Source organism: Ruegeria arenilitoris, from assembly GCF_013031355.1.
Classification (GTDB): Bacteria; Pseudomonadota; Alphaproteobacteria; order Rhodobacterales; family Rhodobacteraceae; genus Ruegeria; species Ruegeria arenilitoris_C.
Genome location: NZ_WPZO01000007.1, coordinates 104,812 through 128,234, shown reverse-complemented (window position 1 = coordinate 128,234; position 23,423 = coordinate 104,812). Strand labels below are relative to the sequence as shown.

General features: G+C 61.0%; 32 protein-coding genes. 11 read left to right on the top strand and 21 right to left on the bottom strand.

Going from position 1 to position 23,423, the window contains the following annotated elements:
- Positions 1 to 10: 10 nt before the first annotated feature.
- Genes GOX63_RS16730 through GOX63_RS16720 form a run of 3 tightly spaced genes read right to left on the bottom strand, consistent with a single transcriptional unit; the run spans position 11 to position 1,864 of the window.
- Complete coding sequence (locus tag GOX63_RS16730) at positions 11 to 841, bottom strand: carbon-nitrogen hydrolase family protein (RefSeq protein WP_170546482.1); 831 nt, start codon at positions 839 to 841, stop codon at positions 11 to 13.
- The gene (gene grxC / locus GOX63_RS16725; RefSeq protein WP_170327797.1) at positions 841 to 1,098 is read right to left on the bottom strand and encodes a glutaredoxin 3; all 258 of its coding nucleotides are present in this window, start codon (positions 1,096 to 1,098) and stop codon (positions 841 to 843) included. Before grxC ends, GOX63_RS16730 begins: the two co-directional genes overlap by 1 nt.
- A 37-nt stretch (positions 1,099 to 1,135) precedes the next feature.
- Positions 1,136 to 1,864 (bottom strand): ComF family protein, encoded by a 729-nt coding sequence (locus tag GOX63_RS16720; protein ID WP_170546479.1) that lies wholly within the window; start codon positions 1,862 to 1,864, stop codon positions 1,136 to 1,138.
- Between the two features lie 16 nt (positions 1,865 to 1,880).
- On the opposite strand from GOX63_RS16720, the gene GOX63_RS16715 reads away from it, so the two are divergent.
- Positions 1,881 to 2,711 carry a methyltransferase domain-containing protein gene (locus GOX63_RS16715; RefSeq protein WP_170546477.1) on the top strand — a complete coding sequence of 277 codons (831 nt, stop codon included), beginning with the start codon at positions 1,881 to 1,883 and terminating at the stop codon, positions 2,709 to 2,711.
- Positions 2,712 to 2,768: 57 nt separating this feature from the next.
- The gene (hemH, locus tag GOX63_RS16710; protein ID WP_170546474.1) at positions 2,769 to 3,818 is read left to right on the top strand and encodes a ferrochelatase; all 1,050 of its coding nucleotides are present in this window, start codon (positions 2,769 to 2,771) and stop codon (positions 3,816 to 3,818) included.
- 89 nt (positions 3,819 to 3,907) lie between these two features.
- Here the strand turns inward: hemH and GOX63_RS16705 are convergent, their stop codons facing one another.
- Together GOX63_RS16705 and GOX63_RS16700 are read right to left on the bottom strand one after the other, a co-directional pair.
- A complete protein-coding gene (locus GOX63_RS16705; protein WP_010442520.1) occupies positions 3,908 to 4,090 on the bottom strand; it encodes a hypothetical protein in 183 nt (60 codons plus the stop codon).
- Between the two features lie 140 nt (positions 4,091 to 4,230).
- Entirely contained in the window at positions 4,231 to 4,830 is a 600-nt protein-coding gene (locus GOX63_RS16700) for a L,D-transpeptidase (protein WP_170327801.1), read from the bottom strand.
- A gap of 169 nt (positions 4,831 to 4,999) precedes the next feature.
- On the opposite strand from GOX63_RS16700, the gene GOX63_RS16695 reads away from it, so the two are divergent.
- Positions 5,000 to 5,515: a CAP domain-containing protein gene (locus GOX63_RS16695; RefSeq protein WP_170327802.1), complete on the top strand. Its 516-nt coding sequence runs from the start codon at positions 5,000 to 5,002 to the stop codon at positions 5,513 to 5,515.
- A 66-nt stretch (positions 5,516 to 5,581) separates the two neighbouring features.
- On the opposite strand, the gene GOX63_RS16690 is transcribed toward GOX63_RS16695, so the two are convergent.
- The 7 genes from GOX63_RS16690 to GOX63_RS16660 form a co-directional block, all read right to left on the bottom strand.
- Entirely contained in the window at positions 5,582 to 6,046 is a 465-nt protein-coding gene (locus tag GOX63_RS16690) for a PTS sugar transporter subunit IIA (protein ID WP_170327803.1), read from the bottom strand.
- Positions 6,047 to 6,108: 62 nt separating this feature from the next.
- On the bottom strand, positions 6,109 to 6,672 hold the full coding sequence (hpf, locus tag GOX63_RS16685; protein ID WP_170327804.1) for a ribosome hibernation-promoting factor, HPF/YfiA family: 564 nt from the start codon (positions 6,670 to 6,672) through the stop codon (positions 6,109 to 6,111).
- Between the two features lie 252 nt (positions 6,673 to 6,924).
- The gene (gene lptB / locus GOX63_RS16680) at positions 6,925 to 7,683 is read right to left on the bottom strand and encodes an LPS export ABC transporter ATP-binding protein (protein ID WP_170327805.1); all 759 of its coding nucleotides are present in this window, start codon (positions 7,681 to 7,683) and stop codon (positions 6,925 to 6,927) included.
- Positions 7,683 to 8,174: an LptA/OstA family protein gene (locus GOX63_RS16675; RefSeq protein ID WP_170327806.1), complete on the bottom strand. Its 492-nt coding sequence runs from the start codon at positions 8,172 to 8,174 to the stop codon at positions 7,683 to 7,685. Before GOX63_RS16675 ends, lptB begins: the two co-directional genes overlap by 1 nt.
- A 3-nt stretch (positions 8,175 to 8,177) precedes the next feature.
- Positions 8,178 to 8,777, bottom strand: coding sequence for an LPS export ABC transporter periplasmic protein LptC (gene lptC / locus GOX63_RS16670; protein ID WP_170327807.1), 600 nt, complete (start codon positions 8,775 to 8,777; stop codon positions 8,178 to 8,180).
- A gap of 15 nt (positions 8,778 to 8,792) precedes the next feature.
- On the bottom strand, positions 8,793 to 9,755 hold the full coding sequence (locus GOX63_RS16665; RefSeq protein WP_170327808.1) for a KpsF/GutQ family sugar-phosphate isomerase: 963 nt from the start codon (positions 9,753 to 9,755) through the stop codon (positions 8,793 to 8,795).
- Positions 9,752 to 10,366 carry a ribonuclease D gene (locus tag GOX63_RS16660; protein ID WP_170327809.1) on the bottom strand — a complete coding sequence of 205 codons (615 nt, stop codon included), beginning with the start codon at positions 10,364 to 10,366 and terminating at the stop codon, positions 9,752 to 9,754. Before GOX63_RS16660 ends, GOX63_RS16665 begins: the two co-directional genes overlap by 4 nt.
- A 198-nt stretch (positions 10,367 to 10,564) precedes the next feature.
- Between GOX63_RS16660 and GOX63_RS16655 the strand changes: the two genes are divergently transcribed.
- The 7 genes from GOX63_RS16655 (at position 10,565) to GOX63_RS16625 (ending at position 17,359) form a co-directional block, all read left to right on the top strand.
- Positions 10,565 to 11,797, top strand: coding sequence for an MFS transporter (locus GOX63_RS16655; protein ID WP_170327882.1), 1,233 nt, complete (start codon positions 10,565 to 10,567; stop codon positions 11,795 to 11,797).
- 35 nt (positions 11,798 to 11,832) lie between these two features.
- Positions 11,833 to 12,261, top strand: coding sequence for an Lrp/AsnC family transcriptional regulator (locus tag GOX63_RS16650; RefSeq protein ID WP_170327810.1), 429 nt, complete (start codon positions 11,833 to 11,835; stop codon positions 12,259 to 12,261).
- A gap of 73 nt (positions 12,262 to 12,334) precedes the next feature.
- Positions 12,335 to 13,027 carry a lytic transglycosylase domain-containing protein gene (locus GOX63_RS16645; protein ID WP_254435988.1) on the top strand — a complete coding sequence of 231 codons (693 nt, stop codon included), beginning with the start codon at positions 12,335 to 12,337 and terminating at the stop codon, positions 13,025 to 13,027.
- 69 nt (positions 13,028 to 13,096) lie between these two features.
- Positions 13,097 to 15,124 (top strand): flagellar biosynthesis protein FlhA, encoded by a 2,028-nt coding sequence (flhA, locus tag GOX63_RS16640; protein ID WP_174826821.1) that lies wholly within the window; start codon positions 13,097 to 13,099, stop codon positions 15,122 to 15,124.
- Positions 15,121 to 15,894 (top strand): flagellar biosynthetic protein FliR, encoded by a 774-nt coding sequence (locus tag GOX63_RS16635; protein ID WP_170327812.1) that lies wholly within the window; start codon positions 15,121 to 15,123, stop codon positions 15,892 to 15,894. Before flhA ends, GOX63_RS16635 begins: the two co-directional genes overlap by 4 nt.
- On the top strand, positions 15,891 to 16,979 hold the full coding sequence (flhB, locus tag GOX63_RS16630) for a flagellar type III secretion system protein FlhB (protein ID WP_170327813.1): 1,089 nt from the start codon (positions 15,891 to 15,893) through the stop codon (positions 16,977 to 16,979). The genes GOX63_RS16635 and flhB overlap by 4 nt, the downstream gene beginning before the upstream one ends.
- The gene (locus GOX63_RS16625) at positions 16,976 to 17,359 is read left to right on the top strand and encodes a hypothetical protein (protein WP_170327814.1); all 384 of its coding nucleotides are present in this window, start codon (positions 16,976 to 16,978) and stop codon (positions 17,357 to 17,359) included. The genes flhB and GOX63_RS16625 overlap by 4 nt, the downstream gene beginning before the upstream one ends.
- Before the next feature lie 24 nt (positions 17,360 to 17,383).
- Here GOX63_RS16625 and GOX63_RS16620 read toward each other — a convergent pair whose 3' ends face one another.
- The 9 genes from GOX63_RS16620 to GOX63_RS16580 are packed head-to-tail and all read right to left on the bottom strand — an operon-like array spanning position 17,384 to position 21,942.
- Positions 17,384 to 17,899: a flagellar basal body-associated protein FliL gene (locus GOX63_RS16620; protein WP_170327815.1), complete on the bottom strand. Its 516-nt coding sequence runs from the start codon at positions 17,897 to 17,899 to the stop codon at positions 17,384 to 17,386.
- A 12-nt stretch (positions 17,900 to 17,911) separates the two neighbouring features.
- Complete coding sequence (gene flgH, locus GOX63_RS16615) at positions 17,912 to 18,643, bottom strand: flagellar basal body L-ring protein FlgH (RefSeq protein WP_170327816.1); 732 nt, start codon at positions 18,641 to 18,643, stop codon at positions 17,912 to 17,914.
- Positions 18,643 to 19,059 carry a flagellar basal body P-ring formation chaperone FlgA gene (flgA, locus tag GOX63_RS16610; protein ID WP_170327817.1) on the bottom strand — a complete coding sequence of 139 codons (417 nt, stop codon included), beginning with the start codon at positions 19,057 to 19,059 and terminating at the stop codon, positions 18,643 to 18,645. Before flgA ends, flgH begins: the two co-directional genes overlap by 1 nt.
- Positions 19,059 to 19,844 (bottom strand): flagellar basal-body rod protein FlgG, encoded by a 786-nt coding sequence (gene flgG, locus GOX63_RS16605; protein WP_170327818.1) that lies wholly within the window; start codon positions 19,842 to 19,844, stop codon positions 19,059 to 19,061. Before flgG ends, flgA begins: the two co-directional genes overlap by 1 nt.
- Before the next feature lie 22 nt (positions 19,845 to 19,866).
- Positions 19,867 to 20,577, bottom strand: a complete 711-nt coding sequence (locus tag GOX63_RS16600; protein WP_170327819.1) for a flagellar hook-basal body complex protein — start codon at positions 20,575 to 20,577, stop codon at positions 19,867 to 19,869.
- Positions 20,577 to 20,849 (bottom strand): flagellar biosynthetic protein FliQ, encoded by a 273-nt coding sequence (locus GOX63_RS16595; RefSeq protein ID WP_058282142.1) that lies wholly within the window; start codon positions 20,847 to 20,849, stop codon positions 20,577 to 20,579. The genes GOX63_RS16600 and GOX63_RS16595 overlap by 1 nt, the downstream gene beginning before the upstream one ends.
- A 4-nt stretch (positions 20,850 to 20,853) precedes the next feature.
- The gene (fliE, locus tag GOX63_RS16590; RefSeq protein WP_170327820.1) at positions 20,854 to 21,144 is read right to left on the bottom strand and encodes a flagellar hook-basal body complex protein FliE; all 291 of its coding nucleotides are present in this window, start codon (positions 21,142 to 21,144) and stop codon (positions 20,854 to 20,856) included.
- A gap of 12 nt (positions 21,145 to 21,156) precedes the next feature.
- Positions 21,157 to 21,543, bottom strand: a complete 387-nt coding sequence (gene flgC / locus GOX63_RS16585; protein ID WP_170327821.1) for a flagellar basal body rod protein FlgC — start codon at positions 21,541 to 21,543, stop codon at positions 21,157 to 21,159.
- A 12-nt stretch (positions 21,544 to 21,555) separates the two neighbouring features.
- Complete coding sequence (locus GOX63_RS16580) at positions 21,556 to 21,942, bottom strand: FlgB family protein (protein ID WP_170327822.1); 387 nt, start codon at positions 21,940 to 21,942, stop codon at positions 21,556 to 21,558.
- Positions 21,943 to 22,047: 105 nt separating this feature from the next.
- Here GOX63_RS16580 and GOX63_RS16575 point away from each other — a divergent pair, with 105 nt between their 5' ends.
- Positions 22,048 to 23,367: a FliI/YscN family ATPase gene (locus GOX63_RS16575; RefSeq protein ID WP_437436620.1), complete on the top strand. Its 1,320-nt coding sequence runs from the start codon at positions 22,048 to 22,050 to the stop codon at positions 23,365 to 23,367.
- Positions 23,368 to 23,423: the final 56 nt, after the last annotated feature.

The following is a 23,423-nucleotide window of genomic DNA, read 5'->3' as shown; positions in this document are numbered from 1 at the left end:
CGGTTCTGGGTCAGGGCCCGTCGAAAGGCCGCACGTGAGTCAGTGAGGGCACGCGACGGCGCGCCTCTGTCACAGAACTATCATCCAAATCGAAAAAGTGAATGCCCGGATCGTTGCCTGCGTCGATGACGACCTCTCCCCACGGGGCCACAACCATGCTGTGACCGTAAGTGTGGCGCGTCTTGCCGCGGGTTTTCGGATGCGTACCGGTCTGCGCGGGCGCCAGCACCCAACAGCCGTTTTCAATCGCCCGGGCGCGCAGCAGAGATTGCCAATGGGCCGCGCCGGTCACCGGCGAAAACGCCGCCGGAACGGTCAGGATACGCGCCCCGGCCTGCGCCAGAGCCGTATAAAGATGCGGGAACCGGATGTCATAGCAGATGGTCATGCCGACCGCGCCGAAATCGGTCTGCGCCAGCACCGCGCGGTCGCCGGGGCGGTAGTTCTTGGATTCGCGGAAGGTCTCGGCGTCAGAGACCTGTACGTCGAACATGTGGATCTTGTCGTACCGCGCTACGATCTGGCCCTGCGGGTCGATCATGAAAGAGCGGTTGGCAAAGCGCCCGTCGGCATCGTGGGTCTTGATCCCCAATGAGCCGATCAGCAGCCATACGCCCAGCGCGGCGGCCTGATCCTGCAGGCCCGCCAACGTCTGGTCATCTTCTTCGTGCTGCAACACCTCGCGCTGCCGTGTTGTGCTGGTGGACACGCAATTCGTCACCTCGGGCGTCAGGATGAACCGCGTGCCTTGCCCGGCAGCCTCGGCCATCATGTCGCGCACGGTTGCCAGGTTTTCGGCCGGATCATCCGACGAACAAAGTTGCAGCAGCGCGGTTTTCATCAGGCCGCCAGCAGGCGATCCAGCTTGCCCTGACGCTCCAGCTCATAAAGGTCATCGCAGCCGCCCACATGTTCGGTGCCGATGAAAATCTGCGGCACGGTGCGTTTGCCGCCCGCGCGCTGGATCATCTCGGGCTTGCGTTTCGGGTGCAGCAAGACGTCAATCTCTTTAAATTCGACGCCTTTTTGTTTCAGCAACCGCTTGGCCGCATGGCAATAACCGCACAGCGGCGAGGTGTAGAGTTCAACCGGCTTCATATTCCGTCCCTTCGGGTTTCGCGCAATCCTGAGCGAATTAGGCATCCTTGGCAACGCGCGCCAGTAACAACACGAAAATATGATTTGCTCCCGCGGCAAGGCAGACACGCGCACAGGCCGACAGCGTGGCCCCCGAGGTCATCACATCATCCACCAGCAAAACATCCCGCCCCTGCATCCGGTGAAGCCGTTTGGGATGCGTCACAATTGCATCCGCCAGAGTCTCGGCCCGTTCCGACGCGGTTTTGCCATCCAGGACCGGGGTCCGCACCCGCCGCACCAACAGATCCGGACAGACATCCAGCTCGGTCTGCCGCCCCAGATGCTGCGCCAATAAGGCCGACTGGTTGTAACGCCGTTTCAACAGCCGCGACCAATGCAGCGGCACCGGAGCAATCAGCATGTCGTCACGGAACAACTCGCGCCCCGCCTGCGCCATCCAGCGGGCCGCCGGCTTTGCCAGTTCCGGCCTGTCCCCATGCTTCAACGCCAGAATCAGGGACCGCGCTTTGCCGTCGTACAAAAGCGCCGCGCGCCCGTCCTGCCAGGGGCGGGGCGTTTTCATGCAGTCGTCACACTCGATCCGGTGGCCGTCCGCCTCACCCGGCAGGGGCACGCCACAGCTTTCGCACACCACCCCACCAATAAAGGGCGTGTCGCGCCAGCATTGGCCACACAGACCGAAATCCTGTTCGGTCAGATCGCCGCATCCCAGGCAACGCGGTGGATAGATCAGTTGAACAGCGGTTTGAATCCGCTGCCACATGCGATAATTGCGCCCTATGAAGCTGCCTGACTCCAATGCACCCTCTCTGTTCGACCGCCTGGCCCTGACCCGGCACCGCGCCCGCGCGCAGGATGACGCGCTGTTTCTGCACCACGCCGCCATGGACGAGGTGCAGGATCGGCTCACTATGGTTAACAAAACCTTTACGGCACCAGCAGTGGTGACGCCGTTTGCACAGGTTTGGCAGGTTGTGTTGCCCGGGGCGCGGATTGTTGCGGATGATGAGGTGCTGGACCTGACGCCCGGAGCCCATGATCTGGTGATACACGCTATGGCGCTGCACTGGGCCAATGATCCGGTCGGGCAGCTGATCCAATGCCACCGCGCCCTGCGGCCCGATGGGCTGCTGCTGGTGGTCTGTCTGGGCGGGGAAACCCTGCACGAGTTGCGCGCCGCCCTTGGGCAGGCCGAGATCGAAATCGCAGGCGGCCTCAGCCCGCGCATCGCGCCGATGGCCGAGCTTCGCGATCTGGGCGGTTTGCTGCAACGGGCGGGGCTTGCGCTGCCGGTGGCCGACACCGCGCGACTGACGGCGGAATACCGCGACCTGACCCACCTGATGCGTGATCTTCGGGCGATGGGAGAGACCAACAGCCTGTCCGGCCGCGTGAAACACCCCACCAGGCGGCAGGTCTTTGCCCGGGCGCAGCAGATCTATGCCGACCACTTCACCACCCCTCAGGGCCGTCTGGCCGCCACGTTCGAGCTGATCTGCCTGACCGGCTGGTCGCCCGACGACAGCCAGCAGAAACCCCTGCGTCCCGGATCGGCCAAAGCACGTCTTGCCGATGCGCTGGGTGCAAAAGAAGGCAAACTGCCCGATTGACGGCCGGGTTTTTCCGGTTATCTCAGCTTGGCACAGAGAAATCTCAGGAAGCTCGACATGTTTGACGCCACTCGCCCCTCCCACGCCCCCGCCGACCATCCCAAGGTCAAGATGGGCCGCGTCGGCATCCTGCTGGCCAATCTGGGCACGCCGGACGATTACAGCTATTGGCCGATGCGCCGCTACCTGAACGAGTTCCTGTCGGATCAGCGCGTCATCGACTATCCCAAGTGGAAATGGCAGCCGATCCTGCAGGGCATCATCCTGACCAAACGCCCCTTCAGCTCGGGCGAGGCCTACAAGTCGATCTGGAACCACGACAAGGGCGAAAGCCCGCTGATGACGATCACCAAGGACCAGACCGCCAAGCTGCGCGACGTGATGCAGGCGCGCTATGGCGATCGTGTGCTTGTCGATTTCTGCATGCGCTACGGCAACCCCTCAACCAAATCCAAAGTGCGCGAGATGGTGGCCGCAGGCTGCGACCGCGTCCTGTTCTTCCCGCTCTATCCGCAATACGCCGGAGCCACGACCGCCACCGCAAACGACCAGTTCTTCCGCGCGCTGATGGAGGAAGCCTGGCAGCCCGCCACGCGCACCGTGCCCGCCTATTTCGATGAACCCGCCTACATCGACGCTTTGGCCGGATCGGTGGAACAGGCCTATGCGGCGATGGAGACCAAGCCGGATATTCTGGTCGTCTCGTACCACGGGATGCCGGAACGCTATTTGCAGCAGGGTGACCCCTATCACTGCCAATGCGCGAAAACCTCGCGGTTGCTGAAAGAACGGCTGGGCTGGTCGGACGACCAGCTTGTGTCAACCTTCCAGTCCCGATTCGGACCCGAGGAATGGCTGAAGCCCTATACGGTCGACCACGTCGCCGAATTGGCCAAGCAGGGCAAGAAGAACATCGCCGTGATTGCACCGGCGTTTTCCGCCGATTGCATCGAAACGCTGGAAGAGATCAACGAAGAGATCCGGGAAAGCTTTGAAGAGGCGGGCGGTGAGAGCTTCACCTACATCCCCTGCCTCAACGACGATGATTCGCATATCGCGGCGCTCGGCAAGGTGATCGAAGACAACCTGAAGGGCTGGCTGGACTGACCGGCCCCATCAATCAGGCCCACTCAACCAGACATGAAAAAAGGCGGTGGATTGCTCCACCGCCTTTTCTCTAGATGACGCCTGTCAAATTAGCTTGCTGCAACAGCTGCGGCAACTACGACCAGCAGGATCAGCGGCAGGATGATGCCCTGCGACGAACCTTGAGTTTCCTCAACAACAACCGGTGCTTCTACAACCGGCTCTTCCAGGTTACCGGCATAAGCGGTCGAAGCAGCAGCGGTCAGTGCAGCGGCGAGAACGAGTTTCTTCATATTAACCTCCAGAATTTGCACGGTTCCAAATAGCGAAACCGCACATCCAAGACTTACCTCGTACGTTTTTTCTAATCAGCTATCCAACTGGAATGCAATTGCAACTTGCGCCGCAAGCGGGTTCGTGCGCGAAAATGTCGTCAAATTAGCAACACTTGCGTGCCGACCTTCGCCATAGAAAACAGTTCGGCAATGTCTTCATTGAACAGGCCGATACAGCCATTCGACGATCTGCGACCGATTTTGCGCGTATCATGGGTGCCGTGGATGCGGTAATATTTCCAACTCAGGTACAAAGCGTGTGTTCCCAATGGGTTATCCGGGCCCGGCGGAATATAGTCCGGCCATTCCGGATTGCGCTTTTTCATCGACGGCGTTGGCGACCAGCTGGGTCCTTCGACCTTGCGGACCACACTGGTGCGGCCGCGGCGGGTCAGTTCCTCGGTCAGAGGCACGGATGAGGGGTATAATTTGTACACACGCTGATCCTCGGACCAGTAATGCAGCGCGCGCGAAACGGTATCGACCAGAATTGCCCCATTATTCGTGTTGGAAAAATAGGGCTGCCAGTCCAGCGCACGGAATCCCGAAATATTGCGACGCACCTCTGGTTCCGGCTCGGGAGCGGGGCGCAGTGGGTCGCCAGGAATATATTGGGCAACCGCAGGCGTGGCCAGCAGAGCCGACGCTCCGGCCAGGAATCCCCGGCGGGAGGGCGCATGAATGTGTTTTTTGACCATGACGGGCGGTCCTTTTCTAAGGCCAGTCTGAAATTAAACCGTATTTTATGGCCAGAATGCTTCAGTCGCAAATCAAACCGGCAGAATCACGCGGAATCGAACCAATGCGCGTTTGCCCAAGGCGGCCTGTCGCGCTATGCCCTAGGTTAAACCAATCATCAGGTCGATCATGACGCGTATTATTTCTTTGCTATTTGCCTGCTTTATCGGGCTGGCCGCATGTACTCCCGGCAGCACTCCAACCTATGGATCGGACGGACGACCGCTGCCGACAGTCTATAAAATTCGGGGCAACCCCGAGAAACTGCAGTTCCGTATGCTTGATTCGGTCAACGCATTGCGTCAGGCGCAGGGCCTGCAGGCGGTGCAGTTGAACTCGCAGCTCAACGCCGCTGCCGCCACGCATGCCAAGGACATGGCACGCCAAAACCGCCCCTGGCACTTTGGCTCGGACGGCTCATCGCCAATCGACCGCGCCCAGCGAGTTGGCTATTACGGCACCTTCCTGGGTGAGGCGATCTCTGAGACCTATGAGACCGAGACCGAGACTCTGGCCGCCTGGATGCAGGAACCCGGCCCGCGGTCAGTGATCATGGACCCCAAGGCCACACAGATGGGCTTTGCCTGGCATCAGGAAGGTGGCGGCAAAATCTGGTGGACGCTGGAAATGGGTGCAGGCGGCTAACCGCAACCCTATCAGAAAACGAAAAAGCCCCCGGAAAACCGGGGGCTTTTTCGTATCGACAGTGGCCTAGGCCGCTTGCATGGACTGCGCTTCGGTCAGAATGGCGTACAGCTTGACCGGATCAGGGTTGGCCCGCAATTTCGCACAAACCGAAGTGTCGCGCAGGGTCCGCGACACCAGAGCCAACGCCTTCAGGTGATCCACCCCGGCCTCTTCCGGTGCGAAAAGCGCAAAGGCGATATCCACCGGCTGGCGGTCCACAGAACCAAAATCAATCGGCTTTTCCAGCATGACGAAGACACCGGCAACGGCCTCAAGCTCGGACATGCGCGCATGTGGCAAAGCCACGCCATGCCCGACACCGGTTGGCCCCAGGCTTTCCCGCTCCAGCAGCCCGTCCACAACGATCTGGGCCTCAAGACCCAGAGTCGCGTCTGCCACATCGGCGATTTCCTGAAACAGCCGCTTCTTGCTGGACGCAGCTGACAGTACACGCACTGCTTCGGGCTTCAGTATGCTCGAAAGCTCCATGATTACGCTCCATGGCGAAGCCCCCGCAGGATGCAGGGGCGAGCCTTTGCTATTCTTGCCTGTTACGGATCGATCCAGCCGATGTTGCCATCATCGCGGCGGTACACGACGTTCAATCCGTCCTTGTTTTCATTCCGGAACACCAGCACCGGAGCGCCGGCCAGTTCCATCTGCATAACGGCTTCACCAACACTCAGCGATGGGATCTTGGTTTCCATCTCAGCCACGATCATCGGCTGCAGGGATTCCGGCTCTGCTGCCGACTCAGACTCGTCAGAAGCGAGGATATATGAGGAAGCTCCAAAGAGTTCAACCGGCTCGGACCGATCCTTATGGTGATCCTTGAGGCGGCGTTTGTAGCGGCGCAATTGGGTTTCCATCTTGTCGCAGCAGGCCTCAAACGCCGCGTAGATTTCGGTTGCGTGAGCCTTGGCCTGCGCCGTCAGGCCGGTGGAAAGATGTACGGTTGTTTCGCATACATATTCATGCGCAGAACGGGAAAAGACGACATTGGCATCGGTCGGACGCTGGGCGTATTTGCCCACGACCTCGCCCAGTTCGGTCTGCACATGGGTCTGGAGTGCTACACCGATGTCGATCTGTTTTCCGCTGATTTGGTAACGCATGTGATCTCCTTCACAATTCACACCCATTCTGACGTCACGTAACGCGACGCACTTCTTTTTATCGGGTGGGGGGTAGAGACATTTCCAGCGGTAGCCGCACCGTTCCCCCTTCGAAAAGAGGGCATCGTGATCCAGACGGGAACCGAAGAAATGCCATGACCCAATTGAGGCAAGAGACGGCGGAAGAGTCAATCAAAACAGACGTGTATATACGTGATTTCCGCCATGCATTCGGCGCATTTCTGCGCAAGCTCATGAAATCCGGAAATTTTCACCCAGATAGACGCGACGGACATTCTCATTTTCGACCACTTCATCCGGGGTTCCGGACATCAACACCTGCCCGTCATGCAGGATATAGGCGCGATCCACAATTTCCAGCGTTTCCCGCACGTTATGGTCAGTGATCAGAACGCCGATGCCGCGTTTTTTCAGATCCGCGACAAGGTGGCGGATATCGCCGACACTGATCGGGTCAACGCCTGCAAAGGGCTCATCCAAAAGCAAATATTTCGGATCGGCCGCCAGGCAGCGGGCAATCTCAACGCGGCGGCGTTCACCGCCCGACAGTGCCAGGGCTGGTGCCCGGCGCAGGTGTTCGATCGAGAAATCCGACAGCAGCTCTTCCAGACGCTCTTTGCGGCGGTGGGCGTGACGCACCGTAATGTCCAGAACGGCAGCGATGTTGTCCTCGACGCTCATGCCGCGAAAGATCGACATTTCCTGCGGCAGATAGCCGATACCCAGTCGCGCGCGGCGATACATCGGCAGGGTCGTGACGTTCTGCCCGTCAATCGTGACCGTGCCCGCCTCGGGGAAAACCAACCCGGCGACCGAGTAGAATGTAGTCGTCTTGCCCGACCCGTTCGGCCCCAACAGCGCCACAACTTCGGACCGGGCAAGCGTCATCGACACATCCCGGATTACGGTCTTCTTGCGGTAGGATTTCCGCAGCTTTTCGATACTGAGGCCGGAATTGCCTTCGGCCACAGTCAGTTCCGGACGCGCCATCAGTTGTTGCCCTGCTGCAGGATGGTTTTGACATTGCCGGTCATCGTCGCGGTACCTGCGGTCAGGTCGGCATTCATCTGATCGCCGCTAATGGTGCTGGGACCTTGGTTCAACAGTACGTTGCCCTTCATCACGATCACGCCGGAATCGATGGTGTATTCGGCCGAGTCGCCCTCGGCCGCATCGGGCGGGCTGACCAGAACTACGTTCTCGGTCGCTTCCATCCTCTCGATGCCCGAGCGGTCCTCATTGTAGATGACCAACACCCGTTCGGCAGTCAGGCGCATTTCACCCTGAATGACGATCACATTGCCCAGAAATTCGGCCGATCCGTCCTCTTGATTGACGTTCAGCTTTTCCGAGGTCACTTCAACCGGCAGGCTGGGGTCAGCCTGGGTCGCGCCAAACGCGACCTGAGTCTCCTGCGCCGCCGCAGAAAAGGCGCCAAGGATCACAAAAAGGCAAAGTGGAACAAATCGGAAATCGAACACAGGTTATCTTTCTGCTTTTTGAGGCTCGTATATCAGCTTAACGCCATCTGTAAAAAGAATATGCACAGGGCCATCGGTTTTTTCCGTACCAAAGCTCATGCTGCCAGCGGTAAAATTGCCGATGATCCCGGTTCCGTTGACCTGGCCGGGCGCATCGCCCCGGATTTCGTCCAATGAGGTATTAAGAAGGTCGGTGGTGATCTCCGTGCCATCGGTCGAAGTGATGACGACATCGCCGACAAACGTGGCCGTGTTCTTGTCGGGCCGGATCATGCCCGAATTGGAATCCAGCGTAATGACACCACCACTAGACAAGCTCATGCTGCCCCGGAATTCGGCTGCGGTCGGAATTGAGCCTTCCCTGCCCTGCGTTGCCCGGATCGCCTCGATCTGGACCTCTTCGCCCTTGCGGGTGGTGCCACGGTAATTCGGCTGTGTTACCACCTGATCGGCCAGCCGTTCGTCGATGTCCTGCTGAGTAAACGGAACGCTGACATTGGTTTCGATACTGCGCGACAGAAGGAAAACGGTGGACAGCATCAGGATGGCCACCAATGGCAGCACCACCTTGAAGAACTGAACCATGCGGGAATGTCCGTCCACCGCGTAACCCTCCGCTTAACCCAGACCGACGCGCAGGCAGTCGTGGATATGAAGCAACCCTTGTGCCGGGCCCTGCGTTTCGGGGTCGACCACGAACAGAGAGGTGATTTTGCGGTCGTTCATGATCGCCACCGCCTCTTCCGCCATCGCGTTGGGAGCAATGGTCAGAGGGTTGCGAGTCATCACCTCTTCGGTGGTCTTGTTCAGAAGCCCGTCCATGTTTCGGCGCAAGTCGCCGTCGGTCACAATGCCCATCAAGCGGCCCGCTTCATCCGTCACGCCGACGACGCCGAAACTCTTCTGGCTCATCACCAGCAAAGCCTCACTCATCGGGGTGCCGACCGGAACCAACGGCAAATCCTCGTGCATCAGATCACGCACGGTGGACAGCTGCGCCCCCAGTTTGCCGCCGGGGTGGAAGGCGCGGAAATCTTCGGGCTTGAAATCGCGGTATTTCATCAGCGCGATCGCCAGCGCATCGCCCATCGCCAGCGTCAGTGTGGTCGAAATTGACGGCACCATGCCGAAGCCGCAGGCCTCTCCCATCGACGGGATCAGCAGATGCACGTCCGCCTGTTTCATCAGCGTGCTTTCCGGCTTGCTGGACAGTCCGATCAGCGGGATGCTGAAACGGCGGGTAAAGGCCAGAAGGTTGACCAGCTCCGGCGCTTCGCCCGAATTCGAAATAGCCAGAACCACGTCGCCTTTCGACACCATGCCCAGATCGCCATGGCTGGCCTCAGCCGGGTGCACGAAGTAGGCGGGCGTGCCGGTGCTGGCCAGCGTCGCGGCAATCTTGTGGCCGATATGGCCCGACTTGCCGATGCCGCTGATGATGATCCGACCCGGCGCCTGCAGGATAAGTTGCACGGCCTCGGCAAAGTGCTCGTCTAGGCTGTCGGCCAGAACGTCCAGCGCGCGGGCCTCATCGGTGACGACCTGCCGGGCGGTTTTCAGGAATGCTTCGGTATCGGTCATGAGTGCGCAAAAATATCCGTTTCGGGCCAACCGGCGAGGTCGAGTTTCGCACGCATCGGCAGGAAGTCAAAACACGCCTGCGCCATCTCAAAGCGCCCTTCGCGGGCCAGACGCCCGTCCAGCGCTTCGCGCAGCTGGTGCAGGTAGAGAACATCCGAAGCCGCGTAGTCCAGCTGCGCGTCGGTCAGGGTCTCGGCACCCCAGTCGCTCATCTGCTGCTGCTTCGAGATATCGACGCCAATAAGCTCCTGGCACAGGTTCTTAAGGCCGTGGCGGTCGGTGTAAGTACGCACCAGACGGCTGGCGATCTTGGTGCAATAGACCGGCGCCGCCAATGCCCCAAAGGTGTGGTACATTGCGGCAATGTCAAACCGGCCGAAATGGAAAAGTTTCAGCACATCGGGGTTTTCCAGCATCGCGCACAGGTTCGGCGCTTCGGTCTGGCCTTTCTCGACCTGCACGATATGGCTATTGCCGTCGCCACCCGACATCTGGATCACGCACAGGCGGTCGCGATGCGGGTTCAACCCCATGGTTTCGCAGTCGATGGCCACAACAGGGCCCAGGTCCAACCCGTCCGGCAGGTCGTTTTTATAGAGATGGTTCGCCACGCGGGTCTTCCTTTGTCCGGTATCGTCCCCGAGATAGGAGGTTTGGCCCCCGAACTCAACGCTATCAATAGAATGCGGCCAAGTTGCGCGGATTTCTTGACCCCGAAGGTCTTGACGGGAAAAAGGGTTCGGTCGCTCCGCCCCGGGTCACAAGAGGCTCAGCAGCGGGCCCCAATGGTCAAAAGGTCCAACCTGCTGATGCTGAGTGTTCTGCGAAATCAAACGTATCGCCACTTGTTGGGGGCGCAACTGGTGGCCCTGATGGGCACCGGGCTGGCGACGGTGGCGCTGGGACTGCTGGCCTATGATCTGGCCGGCGACGCGGCGGGCATGGTTCTGGGCACGGCGCTGACAATCAAGATGGTCGCCTATGTGACCATCGCCCCCCTCGCGGCAGCCGTTGCCGAACGTCTGGATCGCCGCCGGATGCTGGTGGCGCTGGATCTGGTGCGGGCGCTGGTTGCGATCTGTCTGCCATTTGTCACCGAGATCTGGCAGGTCTATGTGCTGATCTTCGTACTGCAATCGGCCTCGGCCGGATTCACCCCGGCGTTTCAGGCCACAATTCCGGACGTGCTGACGGACGAACAGGAGTATACCAAGGCCCTGTCCCTGTCGCGGCTCGCCTATGATCTGGAAAGCCTGCTAAGCCCGATGCTGGCCGCCGCGCTACTGCTGATCGTCAGCTTTGACAGCCTGTTCTGGGGCACCGGGTTGGGGTTCATCGCCTCGGCCTTGCTTGTGGTGTCGGTTGCCCTGCCCTCACCCAAACCAACGCACCGCCGGGGTATCTACGACCGGACCACACGTGGCATCCGCCTGTACCTGAACACGCCACGCCTTCGGGGCCTGCTGGCGCTCAACTGGACGGCGGCAGCGCTGAGTTCAATGGTCATCGTCAACACCGTGGTCATCGTCCGCGCCGATCTGGGCTTGTCCGAAAGCGCGGTGGCCATCGCTCTGGCCGGATTTGGAGGCGGCTCGATGCTGGCCGCGTTTACCCTTCCCAAGTTGCTGGATACCTATAAAGACCGCAGCGTCATGCTGACCGGGGCCGCGATCGGCACCTTGGCGATGGGAGTTGCGACCGTTTCATTTGCCGTCACGCAAGTCTCGCTGATCGGGCTGACAATACTGTGGGCCTGCGTCGGGTTCGGCTATTCCACAACCCTGACACCTTCGGGCCGCTTGCTGACCCGCTCGGCCCGCCCCGAGGACCGACCAGCGGTTTTTGCGGCGCAGTTCACGCTGTCTCATGCATGCTGGCTGGTGCTGTATCCGCTGGCAGGGTGGATCATGACGACGACCAACACCGCAACGACACTTGCGGTCATGTCTGTGGTTGCCTCGCCCGGCCTTGCGGCAGCGGCCCTGATCTGGCCGCGTCCGCCTCGGAAAGCCGTTTCAAAAGAACGCTCTGACATGTCTTGAGCCCCCCGGCCCCTGTGCATTACACCTTGGGGATCATGGATCAGCTAGACCGCCGCATCATCGCTGCCCTGCAGCACAACGCCCGCGAGACGACCTCGAAGATCGCCGCGAAACTGGGCGTGGCCCGAACCACCGTGCATGAACGCATTCGGCGGATGGAAGAAAATGGCGTGATCGCCGGATACTCGGTGGTTCTGAACAGTTCTGAAGACGCCCCGCGTGTTCAGGTCGTGGTGCTTCTAGAAGTGCAGCAAAAGGAAACCACGCGCATCATCAAGCGACTTGAGGCCTACCCGGAAGTGAAACTCTGCCTGTCCATCAACGGCGAGTTTGACCTGCTGCTGTCGGCCGAGGCCCCGCGGATTGAGGATCTGGACATTCTGGTCGACGATCTGGCCAAGATCCCCGGCGTGCTGCGCACCAATACCAGCGTTGTCTTCGGCCGCCGGATCGACCGGAATTAGGTGGCTGATAACCCTCTGTAAACCCAAGCAGGACTAGCTTGACCGGGACTGATCAGAATCCCGGACCGGCAGAATGCCCCATCGTTTGATCTTTGGCCTGAGTTTCCTTGCGCTGTGTGCGGCGCAACAGGGCTTTGCCATGCCTGAAGCGCGTGTGGCCGAAGTCTGCGACTCAGCCGCACGACGAGCCGCGCAGGCTGAAGGCGTCCCGCTGGACGTTCTGCGCGCGATTGCGCGGGTGGAAACCGGACGCTTGAAGGACGGGCGACTGGAACCCTGGCCCTGGACCATCAATGTCGAAGGGCAGGGGTTTTGGTTCACCTCGGAATTCGAGGCGAAATCTTACGTTTTCAACATTTTCAAAGCGGGCAAGCGCAGCTTTGATATCGGCTGTTTCCAGATTAACTACCGCTGGCACGGCAAGGCATTCCGGTCGATCGACGCCATGTTCGACCCGGATGAAAACGCCACCTACGCAGCCCGTTTCCTGAAAGACCTGTATGCCGAGCTTGGCTCGTGGCCCGCTGCCGTCGGGGCCTATCATTCTCGCACGCCATCCTTGGCCAAGGCCTATTCCGGTCGGTTCCAGACTGTGCTGGCACAGCTTGGCCAAACCGTACCCGAAGCGCCCCTGCAAGTGGCGCGCGACCCGTTCACCACCGCCGCAACCCCTCTGATCCCGGTCAACCTGCCGCAATCCGGCAGCGTGTTGGGGTCACTGGTTCCGCCCTCGGGCACCGCCACCGCCTTTATCTCGTTCAACTAGGAGACCCGCGTGCCCAAGATCGACGCCCGTTCCCTGTTCTCGCCCACCGTGCTGCTGGCGCTGGCGCTGATGACGGTCATCGTGATGATGATCCTGCCAATGCCCGCCTGGGTACTGGACGTAGGGCTGGCAGCGTCCTTCGCGCTGGCGATTCTGATCTTCACACTGACGCTGTTCATCGAACGGCCGCTGGATTTCTCATCCTTCCCGACAATCCTGCTGGCCTCATTGATGTTGCGGCTGTCGCTGAATGTCTCCTCGACCAAGCTGATCATCGGAGAGGGGCATACTGGCCCCAACGCCGCCGGCGACGTGATCGAGGGCTTTGCCGATTTCGTCATGGGCGGCAGCATCTTTTTGGGGCTGGTGGTGTTCGGCGTACTGCTGATCGTGAATTTCATGGTCATCACCAAAGGTGCGGCACGTATGGCCGAGGTCGGTGCGCGTTTCGCTCTGGACGGGATGCCCGGAAAGCAACTTGCCATCGACAGTGACATGTCCGCCGGGGCCATCGACCACCAGCAGGCCAAGGAACGGCGCGAGAGGGAACAGCAAGAGACGACCTTCTTCGGCTCACTCGACGGTGCGTCGAAATTCGTCAAAGGCGACGCGGTTGCCGGGCTTCTGATCACGTTGCTGAACCTTGTGATGGGCCTGATCATGGGGGTGATCGTGCACGGGATGCCGATCTCGTCCGCGTTCGAGACCTATGCCATCCTGACCGTCGGCGATGGTTTGGTGTCGCAAATCCCTGCTGTGATTATCTCCATCGCCTCGGCCCTGCTGCTGGCGCGCGGCGGCACGCAGGGGGCCACTGACAACGCGATTTTTTCACAACTGGGCAAACATCCAGCGGCGTTGGGAACGGTGGCGATCCTGATGGTGCTGTTCGCGCTTGTCCCCGGTCTGCCGTTTTTGCCCTTCATTCTGGGCGCGGGTGTGCTGGGCTATGCCGCCTTCAACGTGCGCCGCAAACAAATGGCCGAGGAAAAGGCCGCAATGGACCCGGCGCCGCAGGATGAAACGCCGGTCTCGCAGGCCATTGGTGACATCCTGGATCTGGACGACGTGCATCTGGAATTCGCCCCCGATCTGGTCAGCATGGTCCTGAACCCCGGCACCGGTCTGGACGCACGCATCGCAAATATGCGGACCTACGTCGCCTCAAGCTTTGGGCTGATCCTTCCCGATATCCGCCTGACTGACCGCGCCGATTTGCCAATGGGCACCTATGTGGTCAAGGTGCAGGGGGTCGAACAGGCCCGCGGCGTTCTGAACCCCGATCTGGTGTTGGCACTGGTGCAGGACGACCGCGACATGCTGCCCGAAGGCAATGATGTGACCGAACCGGTCTATGGTGCCCCGGCCCGCTGGATTCTACCCAAGGATCAGGAAGCCGCCGCGATGAGCGGGGCCACAATCGTCTCTCCGCCCGAGATTCTGGCCACGCATCTGCTTGAGATCATCAAACAGAACTTCTCGCGCCTGCTGACCCTGAAATCCCTGCGCCGCCTGCTGTCCGAGATGACGCGGCTCAGCGATCCGGTCCGGGCCGAGGCCAACCGCAAGCTGCTGGATGAGCTGATCCCCGACAAAGTGCCGATCGACACGTTGCACGCCGTGCTGCGGCTGTTGCTGGACGAACGCGTCTCGATCCGCAACATGGCCCTGATCCTGGAAAGCGTGGCTGAGGCACGGCTGACCACGACCCAGCCCGAGGGCATCTGCGAGCTGGTCCGGCAACGGCTGGGCTTCCAACTGGTGGCCGAAATGAAACGCGAGGATGGCTCGATTCCCCTGATTCAGCTGGCCCCGGAATGGGAGGACACCTTCGCCACCTACCAGATCGACGCGCCGAATGCCGGACTGGACGTGGCGCTGCCGCCGAACCTGTTCAACAAGCTGGCCGATGGCGTGGTCAACAGCGTTGCGCAATCCGCCGATCACGGGCTGTTCCCGGCACTGGTCACATCCACCCGCCGGCGCAGGCTGCTGCGCACCATCATGCACGCACGCGGCATCGCCAACCCAGTTCTCTCCTTCGAGGAAATCGGGCTCGAGGCACGCCCCGCACTGGTCGGAACGGTGCCCGCGTGATCGCGCTGCCGCCAGAGCTTCTGCCCCAGTTGGGCGAGGGTCTGTGGCATATGTTTGCCGTCTTCCTGCGCGTCTCTGCCATGGTCTCGTTGCTGCCCGCCTTCGGGGAACGCAGCATCCCGACCCGCGTCAAGCTCGGGATCGCGGTGGCGTTCACCTTGATTGTGGCGCCTGCGGTGCAGGCTGCGGGGACCGCACCCGACCTGTTTCCATTGGCACGGATGATTGTGGTCGAGACCCTGATCGGAGGGGTTCTGGGCCTGGGCCTGCGCCTGTTCGTTCTGGCCCTGCAAACGGCAGGATCGATTGCGGCGCAGGCGACCTCATTGTCTCAGATTCTGGGGGGCGCGGCGGCAGACCCGGTCCCTGCGATGGGATACCTGCTGACCTTGGCGGGATTGGCCCTGGCGGTGCTGCTGGGCCTGCACATCCGCGTCGCGCAGTTCCTGATCTACAGCTATACCCTGTTTCCGATGGGTATGGCTCCGATGGCGCCCGACCTGTCGCAATGGGGCGTGCAGCAGATCGCGCGCAGCTTTGGCATGGCTTTCGCGCTGGCCATGCCGTTTGTCATCGCCTCGCTGATCTATAACCTCGCGCTCGGGGTCATCAACCGCGCGATGCCGCAGTTGATGGTAGCCTTTGTCGGTGCCCCAGCCATCACCTTCGCGGGCCTGTTCCTGCTGTTTGCGGGCACTCCTCTGATCCTGTCAGTGTGGTCCGACGCCCTGTTCGCCTTCATGGTAAACCCGCTTGAGGGCACCCGATGAGCGGATCGGATGACGACAGTGACAAGTCCTATGAGCCGACGCCGCAAAAGCTCCAGAAAGCGCGGGAAAAGGGCGAGGTCGCCAAATCCAACGACCTGTCCGTTGTGGCGGCCTATACCGGATTTCTCATCGCGTTGTTTGCAGCCGGCCAGTCTGGTGTCCAGCACTTGGGAGCGCTGTTTGTTGTCCTGATTGATCAGGCTGATACGTTCGCCCCATTGATGACCGAAGGCCCGGCGGTCAGCCCGGTGGGCGGGATGCTGAAAACCGCCTTGCTGTCGGTCTCGATCCTGTTCGCCCTGCCCGCCACTGCCGTATTGCTCAGCCTGATCGCCCAGCGCGCGCTGATCTTTGCGCCCAGCAAGCTGAAACCGAAGCTGTCCCGCATCTCGATCCTGTCGAACGCCAAGAACAAGTTTGGGCGCGGCGGCCTGTTCGAGTTCACCAAGAGCTTTGTGAAACTAGTGATCTACGGCACCTGCCTGGCGCTGTTCCTGCGCGCGAACCTGAGCGAGATCCTGTCGGCCAGCGCCGCCCACGCGCGGTCCTCAGTGATGCTGATGATGAACCTGCTGTTTCGCTTCCTGTTCATTGTCATCGCCGTGGCCTTGGCGATCGGGGTAGTGGACTATCTGTGGCAATATGCCGAGCACATGCGCAAGAACCGGATGTCGCGCAAGGAAATCCAGGACGAAACCAAGGATGCCGAGGGCGATCCGCACGTGAAACAGCAACGCCGACAGCGCGCGCAGGACATCGCGACAAACCAGATGATGTCGGATGTACCCTCGGCGGATGTGGTAATCGTCAACCCGACCCACTATGCGGTGGCGCTGAAATGGGCCCGCACGGCGGGCTCAGCGCCGGTCTGCGTGGCCAAGGGCGTGGATGAAGTGGCCGCCGCGATCCGTGCACGCGCCGCCGAGTCCGGTGTTCCCATTCACTCCGATCCACCCACCGCACGTGCGCTTCATGCGGCCGTCGAGATCGGGCAGGAAATCGCCGAAGAACACTATCGCCCCGCTGCCGCCGCAATCCGGTTTGCTGAGGCGATGCGCAAACGGGCAAAAGGGCAGATCAGATGAGACAGGACGGGTTTTCAGACCTCGAAATAGTCACCGAGGCCGCGTTCCAGAAGGAATACAACGCCCTGCGCCCGCTGATCGAAGCCGAGGCGCGCGTGAAACAGCAACTGGCGCGGCTGGATGCTCAGGTTCAGCAAACCCGCAAGGACAGCGCATCGGCTGAAGGGTATCGGGTCACTGGCACGGACGTTCTGTGGAATGGATGGGAATCGGCCACGCGCCGCCAGCTGAACATGGAACTCGCTCGGCTGCGGGCGCAAAAACTGACAGCGATGGAGGCTTTGCGCACGGCATTTGGCCGCAAACAGGCTGTTCTAAACCTGTCAGCGGCCCAAAAAGACGCGCGCAAACACGCGCTGGCCAAAAAACTGTCCGTTTAACCGGCTGGGGCTGCGTCGCCCGGATCAGACATCCTGGCGGCTGACACTCATGATCAGGACCTGCGAGACATCATCGCCAAGATCTCTGCGCGCCGTCTCCAGCAGGGCTTTGCGCAACACTTTCAGGTTATCGGACTCGGTGAAGGCGCCGTCGAATCCACCCGTGTTGGCGTGGTCGAACATGACCTGCAAGAACCCGTCGCGCAGCTTTGGCTCGACCGCGTAAAAGGCCTCGGTCATGCCGGGGGTGATCTCAAGGCTCAGCGACATGGTGACCAGTGCCTCGATGCGCTCGGAATCTACGACCGGCACCACGAACTGCTTGGTCAGCTTGAGGTATTCGTAATCGCTTGGCTTGTCCTTTTTCCCCGCCTTACCATCCTTGGCTTTGGCGGATTTCTCCTTGGGCTTTTCCGCCTTTGGTTCCGATTTTTCCTGCTTTGCGGCCTCTTTCGATTCCGAAGGTGACAGCATGACGCCAGCGCCGATCCCAGCCCCCAGACCGACCAGCAGAAAGATGACGGGCAACAATTTCTTCATCTCATCTGCTCCTTAATACGGCAGCACGGCGTCAAGGATCTGCTGGCCGTATCTCGGTTGCTGCACATCGGTGATCTGCCCGCGACCACCATAAGACACACGGGCCGAGGCGATCTTGTCATAGGTGATCTCATTCTGGCGCGAGATGTCCTGCGGGCGCACATAGCCCGCGACCAGCAACTCACGCAGTTCGAAATTCACGCGCAATTCCTGCGAGCCCGAGATCGACAACACACCGTTCGGCAGCACATCAACCACGGTGGCGGCCACGCGCAGGGTCAGCTTTTCCTTGCGTTTAACCGACCCCTCGCCCGTACTTTCCGAGGACGAGTCGATCTCAACCGCGTCAGCAAGCGATGCGCCGTCCGGCAAGTGTTTGTCCGCGCGCTGCGGCAAGCCGAACAGGCCCACGATTCCCAGGCTTTCCGAGGCCGAGCGCGAGCGTTCCGTGTCATTCGAGAACTCGGCTTTCTCGTCCAGTTCGATCACGACCGTCAGGATATCACCCTTCTTGATCGCCCGCTGATCGCCCAGCAGCGATTGCTGGCCACCGCTCCACAACGAGGACCGGTCGACGTTGCGCTGCGGTTGCGTGTGCAACGGCAGGCCCGGCCACAACATGGCAACATGTTCGGGCGAGTCCTCATTGGAGGTAAAACTGGGCGGCTTTCCCAGATGATCCACCCGACCGCAGGCCGAGACGGCAAGAACCGCAAGCAACAGAGATTTCGAAAGAGCAGACATCATTTCACCTCGATTTGGCCGTCGGGCCGGACAAGACCGGTCACTGTCGTACGGGAGGACAGGTTCATGACCCGGATGCGTTCCCCGGCGGCCCCGCGCCCCAGCGCACGGCCTTCGGCGGTGATCGACAGCGGTTTGCGGTCAAAGATCAGCACAACCAGATCGTTTCGATCCACCAGCGCTGGCGCGCCAACATCCCCGGCGTGGATTGGGCGCCCGGGGTAGAGCGCGACGCGGGCCTCTTGCCCGATCAGAAATTCGGGGTCGGTCACCGCTCCGGGCACTTGCTGCGCCTTGATTTCAAGATCGGTGCCCGCGATGATTTCCTTGGCGCGGATGGTACGTGTCGGCACGACGATGTCAGCCTGCGCAAACACCGGCATCAACAACCCCACTATCAGGATCAGAACCCGCATCACCGCACCTGCGTCGTTGCGCCCATCATCTGATCGACGGCGGAAATGACCTTGGCGTTCATCTCATATCCGCGCTGTGCCTCGATCAGTTCGGTCACCTCGCGGATCGCATCGACCGAGCTGTCCTCAAGATAGCCCTGCAGCAAGGTTCCCAGCCCGTCTTCACCCGGGGTTCCGACCACCGGCGCGCCGGACGCTTCGGTCTCCTTGAACAGGTTGCTGCCGATCGCCTCGAGCCCCTTGGCGTTCGAGAAACTGGCCAGCGTTATTTCCCCCAACAACTGCCCCTCGGGCGCGTCGTCGAAATAGGCATAGACCTCGCCCGAGGCGTTGATGGAGATCGAGTGCGCATCGTCAGGGATGGTGATCTCGGGCGCTACCGCGTACCCGTCCGACGTCACAATCAACCCCTCGGCCGAGCGTTTCAAACTGCCATCTCGGGTAAAGCCGGACTGGCCGTTGGTCAGCGTCACCTCAAGATAGCCACGGCCTTCGATGGCAACGTCCAGATCGTTGCCGGTGGCCGACAACCCGCCCTGCGCCAGCTGCACCGTGACGGCCGCCGGACGCACGCCCAGACCAAGCTGAATACCGGTGGGCAGAACCGTGCCGTCATTGGCGTTCACCGTCCCGGCCCGTGCCATCTGCTGATAGTGCAAATCCGCAAACTCGGCCCGGCGGGCGTTGTAGCCGGTGGTGTTCGTGTTCGCCAGGTTGTTCGAGATCGTCTCGACCCGCATCTGCTGCGCGGTCATGCCCGTCGCTGCAATTTTCAAAGCCCGCATGTTGAAATCTCCTTTTCACAAATCAGCGCATCAGCGCTTTCAGCGCCCCGCGTACGCGTTCGTCTTCGGTTTCCAGAAAACTCTGCCCCAGTTCATAGGCGCGCTGGATTTCGACCAGCCGGGTCACCTGATGAACGGCGTTGACGTTGGACCCTTCGAGGAAACGATGCACAACAACCGGGTTTTCCACCGGTTCAATCTCGCCTTCGGCACGGAATTGCGTGCTGCCCTCGCGCACCAGCGTGCTGGGATCGGCCACACGATAGACGCCGATCTGCCCCAGCAGTTGCCCTTCGATACTGAGCGTACCGTCGCTGCCCACATCGATCGAAGCCGCATCAGGCGGGATGAAAACAGGTGCGCCGTTCACGTCCAGCACCCGGTGGCCGTCCATCGTGACCAGATCGCTCTCGGCGCTTGGGGAAAAGGCGCCTGCCCGCGTCAGACGATTGCCCGATGCGGTCTCGACCATGAAAAACCCGTCGCCTTCGATGGCGAAATCGAACTGACCTCCGGTCTCGGTCAGCAAGCCCTGTTGCTGCGAGGTGTTGCGCGCCTCGGCCCGGCTCATCGACAGGGACGGGTTGCCCGGTACGTCTTGGACGAACTCCGAGAACACCAGACCCTGCGCGCGGTATCCGGTGGTGTTGGCATTGGCGATGTTATTCGCCACCAGCCGCATTTCATTCATCAGCCCGGACTGGCGGGATAGGGTGACATAGGCGGTATCCATCAGCGGCCTCCTGCGATCAGTGGGATGAGGGTTGTGGTGAAAAACGTCACCAGTGTCTGGGTCATGAAGCCCATCGAAATCCAGAACACGATGACGATAGCGATCAACTTGGGCACGAAGGTCAGCGTCATCTCCTGCACCGAGGTCAGCGCCTGGAACAGGCCGACGATCAGGCCCGACACCAGCGCCACCGCCAGGATCGGGACCGAGGTGATCACCGCAACCCACAGCGCCTGACGCACGATGTCATAGAAGAGACCTTCGCTCAGCATCTCGTCAGACCGGCATCCGCAGGATTTCCTGATAGGCCTCGACCACCTTGTCGCGTACCACCACAGCCGTTTCCACGGCCAGTTCGGTCTGCGCCAGCGCCTGCACCAGCGCGTGCGGATCGGCCTGCCCGGTCATGGCGGCCTGAGAGACCTGCTCGCTTTGATGCAGCGTTGCGGCAAAGTCCTGAAACGTGTTGCGCAGCCCCTGCGCCAGTCCGGCGTGGTTGGGATCGGCCTGCGTGGCCGGGCGCGCAACAGCGTAGTTCTGGGCTGCTGTCAGGGATCGGATGTCCATTCTGGTGTCCTTTTATCTTCTGAGGAGTTCCATCAGGCTCGACGACATCTGGCGTGTCTGGTCGAACATCTTGAGATTGGCTTCGTAGCTGCGCTGCGCCTCTCGGGCGTCGGCGATCTCGATCATCAGATCGACATTCGAACCGCGATAATGACCGGTGTTATCGGCCATCGGGTGCCCGGGGTCATAGACGCGCGTTCCGTCCCGGCGGTCCAGCTTGACGCGCCCGGCCTGCACCACTTCGCGCCCGTCTTTCTGCACGGTCTCAAACGGCACCGTCTTGCGGCGATAGCCCGGCGTATCGGCGTTCGAGATGTTTTCGGACACATGCCGCAGCCGTGCCGATTGCGCACGCAGGGCGCTGGTTGAGGCGGCGAGGGAATGGGAAAAATCACTCATGTTTCTGCCCCCTTATGACCGGCCAATACTGCTGCGCAGTATGTTCATCGAGGATTTGTAGATGGTCAGCGCGCGGTCATGCTGGCGCTTGACCTCGACCGCTTTGAACATCTCTTCCTCGACGGACACGCCGTTGCCATTGGGATCGCCCGAGGGCGCGACCTCATATTCGACCCAGGGCTGAGGGCCAGAGGCACCATTCAGGTGACCGGCCCGCGTGGCGGTCATGGCGACCTCACGCCCTGAGTTTTCGAATGCTTTTTGAAAGGCCTCGATATCGCGCGGCTGGTAGCCCGGCGTATCCGCATTGGCCATGTTGCGCGCGATGACCGCCTGCCGTTGTCCAGCATGGGTTGCCATTGCGTGCGCGGTCTTAAAGACGTTCAGGTCATAGAACATCGGGGCTTCTCCCTCGATCAATTTCAATCAAGGCTTAACCCCGATTCCTTTAGAAAGCGTTTTCAGAAACCCGTTGGAGAACCCACGATGTCCGATCTCGACCCGATGCTTCTGAAATGCGAATTCGACCGTCTGTCGGCTGTGCGCCATATGGGCCGCGTGTCCGGTGTGGCGCGCGGGGTCATTGAAATACAGGGGCTTGAGGGGCAGGCGCGGATCGGCGACCACCTGACCTTGCGACGACGCAGCGGACCGGATCTGCCCGGCGAAGTGCTGCATGTCGAATCGGATGTGATTCACATGATGCCGACCGCCGCGCCCGATGGGGTCTGCCTGGGCGACCGGGTAATTCTGGATCTGACTCCCGCCTTTGCGCCGGGAATGCACTGGCTGGGGCGGGTGGTTGATCCGTTCGGCAAACCGTTAGACGGAAAACCTCTTCTATCAGGCGTGCTCGAGCAAGATATCATGCGCGCGCCGCCCCCGGCTGTGGCGCGCAAACCGCTGGGCGCGCGGATGGAGACCGGGCTGGCGGTGCTCAACACCATGCTGCCAGTGGTGCAAGGACAGCGCATTGGCCTGTTCGCCGGGTCGGGTGTAGGTAAATCCACCCTGCTGGCGACATTGGCGAAATCGATGCAGGCGGACGCTGTCGTGGTCGCGCTGGTGGGTGAACGTGGGCGCGAGGTGAACGAATTCGTCGAACACGCGCTGGGGGCCGAGGGGATGAAACGCTCGGTCGTGGTGGCGGCCACATCCGACCAGTCGGCGCTGGCGCGGCGGCGCTGTGCCTGGTCGGCGATGTCGGTGGCGGAATATTTGCGTGATCAGGGGCTGAACGTGCTGTTTCTGGCCGATTCGGTGACCCGCTTTGCCGAAGCGCATCGGGAGATTGCCGTCGCGATGGGCGAATCCCCCTCGCTGCGTGGCTTTCCTCCGTCGGTCACGCCGTTGATTGCCGGGCTGTGCGAACGCGCGGGTCCGGGCACCGCCGATCAGGGCGATATCACAGCCGTGTTCAGCGTCCTGATCGCCGGGTCGGATATGGATGAACCCGTCGCCGACATCCTGCGCGGCGTGTTGGACGGACATATCGTGCTGAACCGCGACATTGCCGAGCGTGGACGATTCCCCGCCATCGACCTCAGCCGCTCGGTCTCGCGCAGCCTGCCGGGGGCGGCGACACAGGAAGAAAACCAGATGATCTCGGAAACCCGGAAACTGGTCGGTAGCTATGAACAATCCGAGGTGATGATCAAGGCCGGGCTCTATACTGAGGGCGCAGACCCGTTACTGGATCAGGCCGTGCGGGTGCACGAGGAACTGGATGCGTTCTTCGGCAAGGCTGAACCTGACGGCATCCAGAACAGCTTCAACCGCCTGCAATTGATCCTGCGGCGGGCCAGCGCCACCCTGCCGCGCTAGAGAAGTCCGAACAGTTTTAAGTGTTAAGCCCACCTTAAGACCTGCCCGGCTACGCC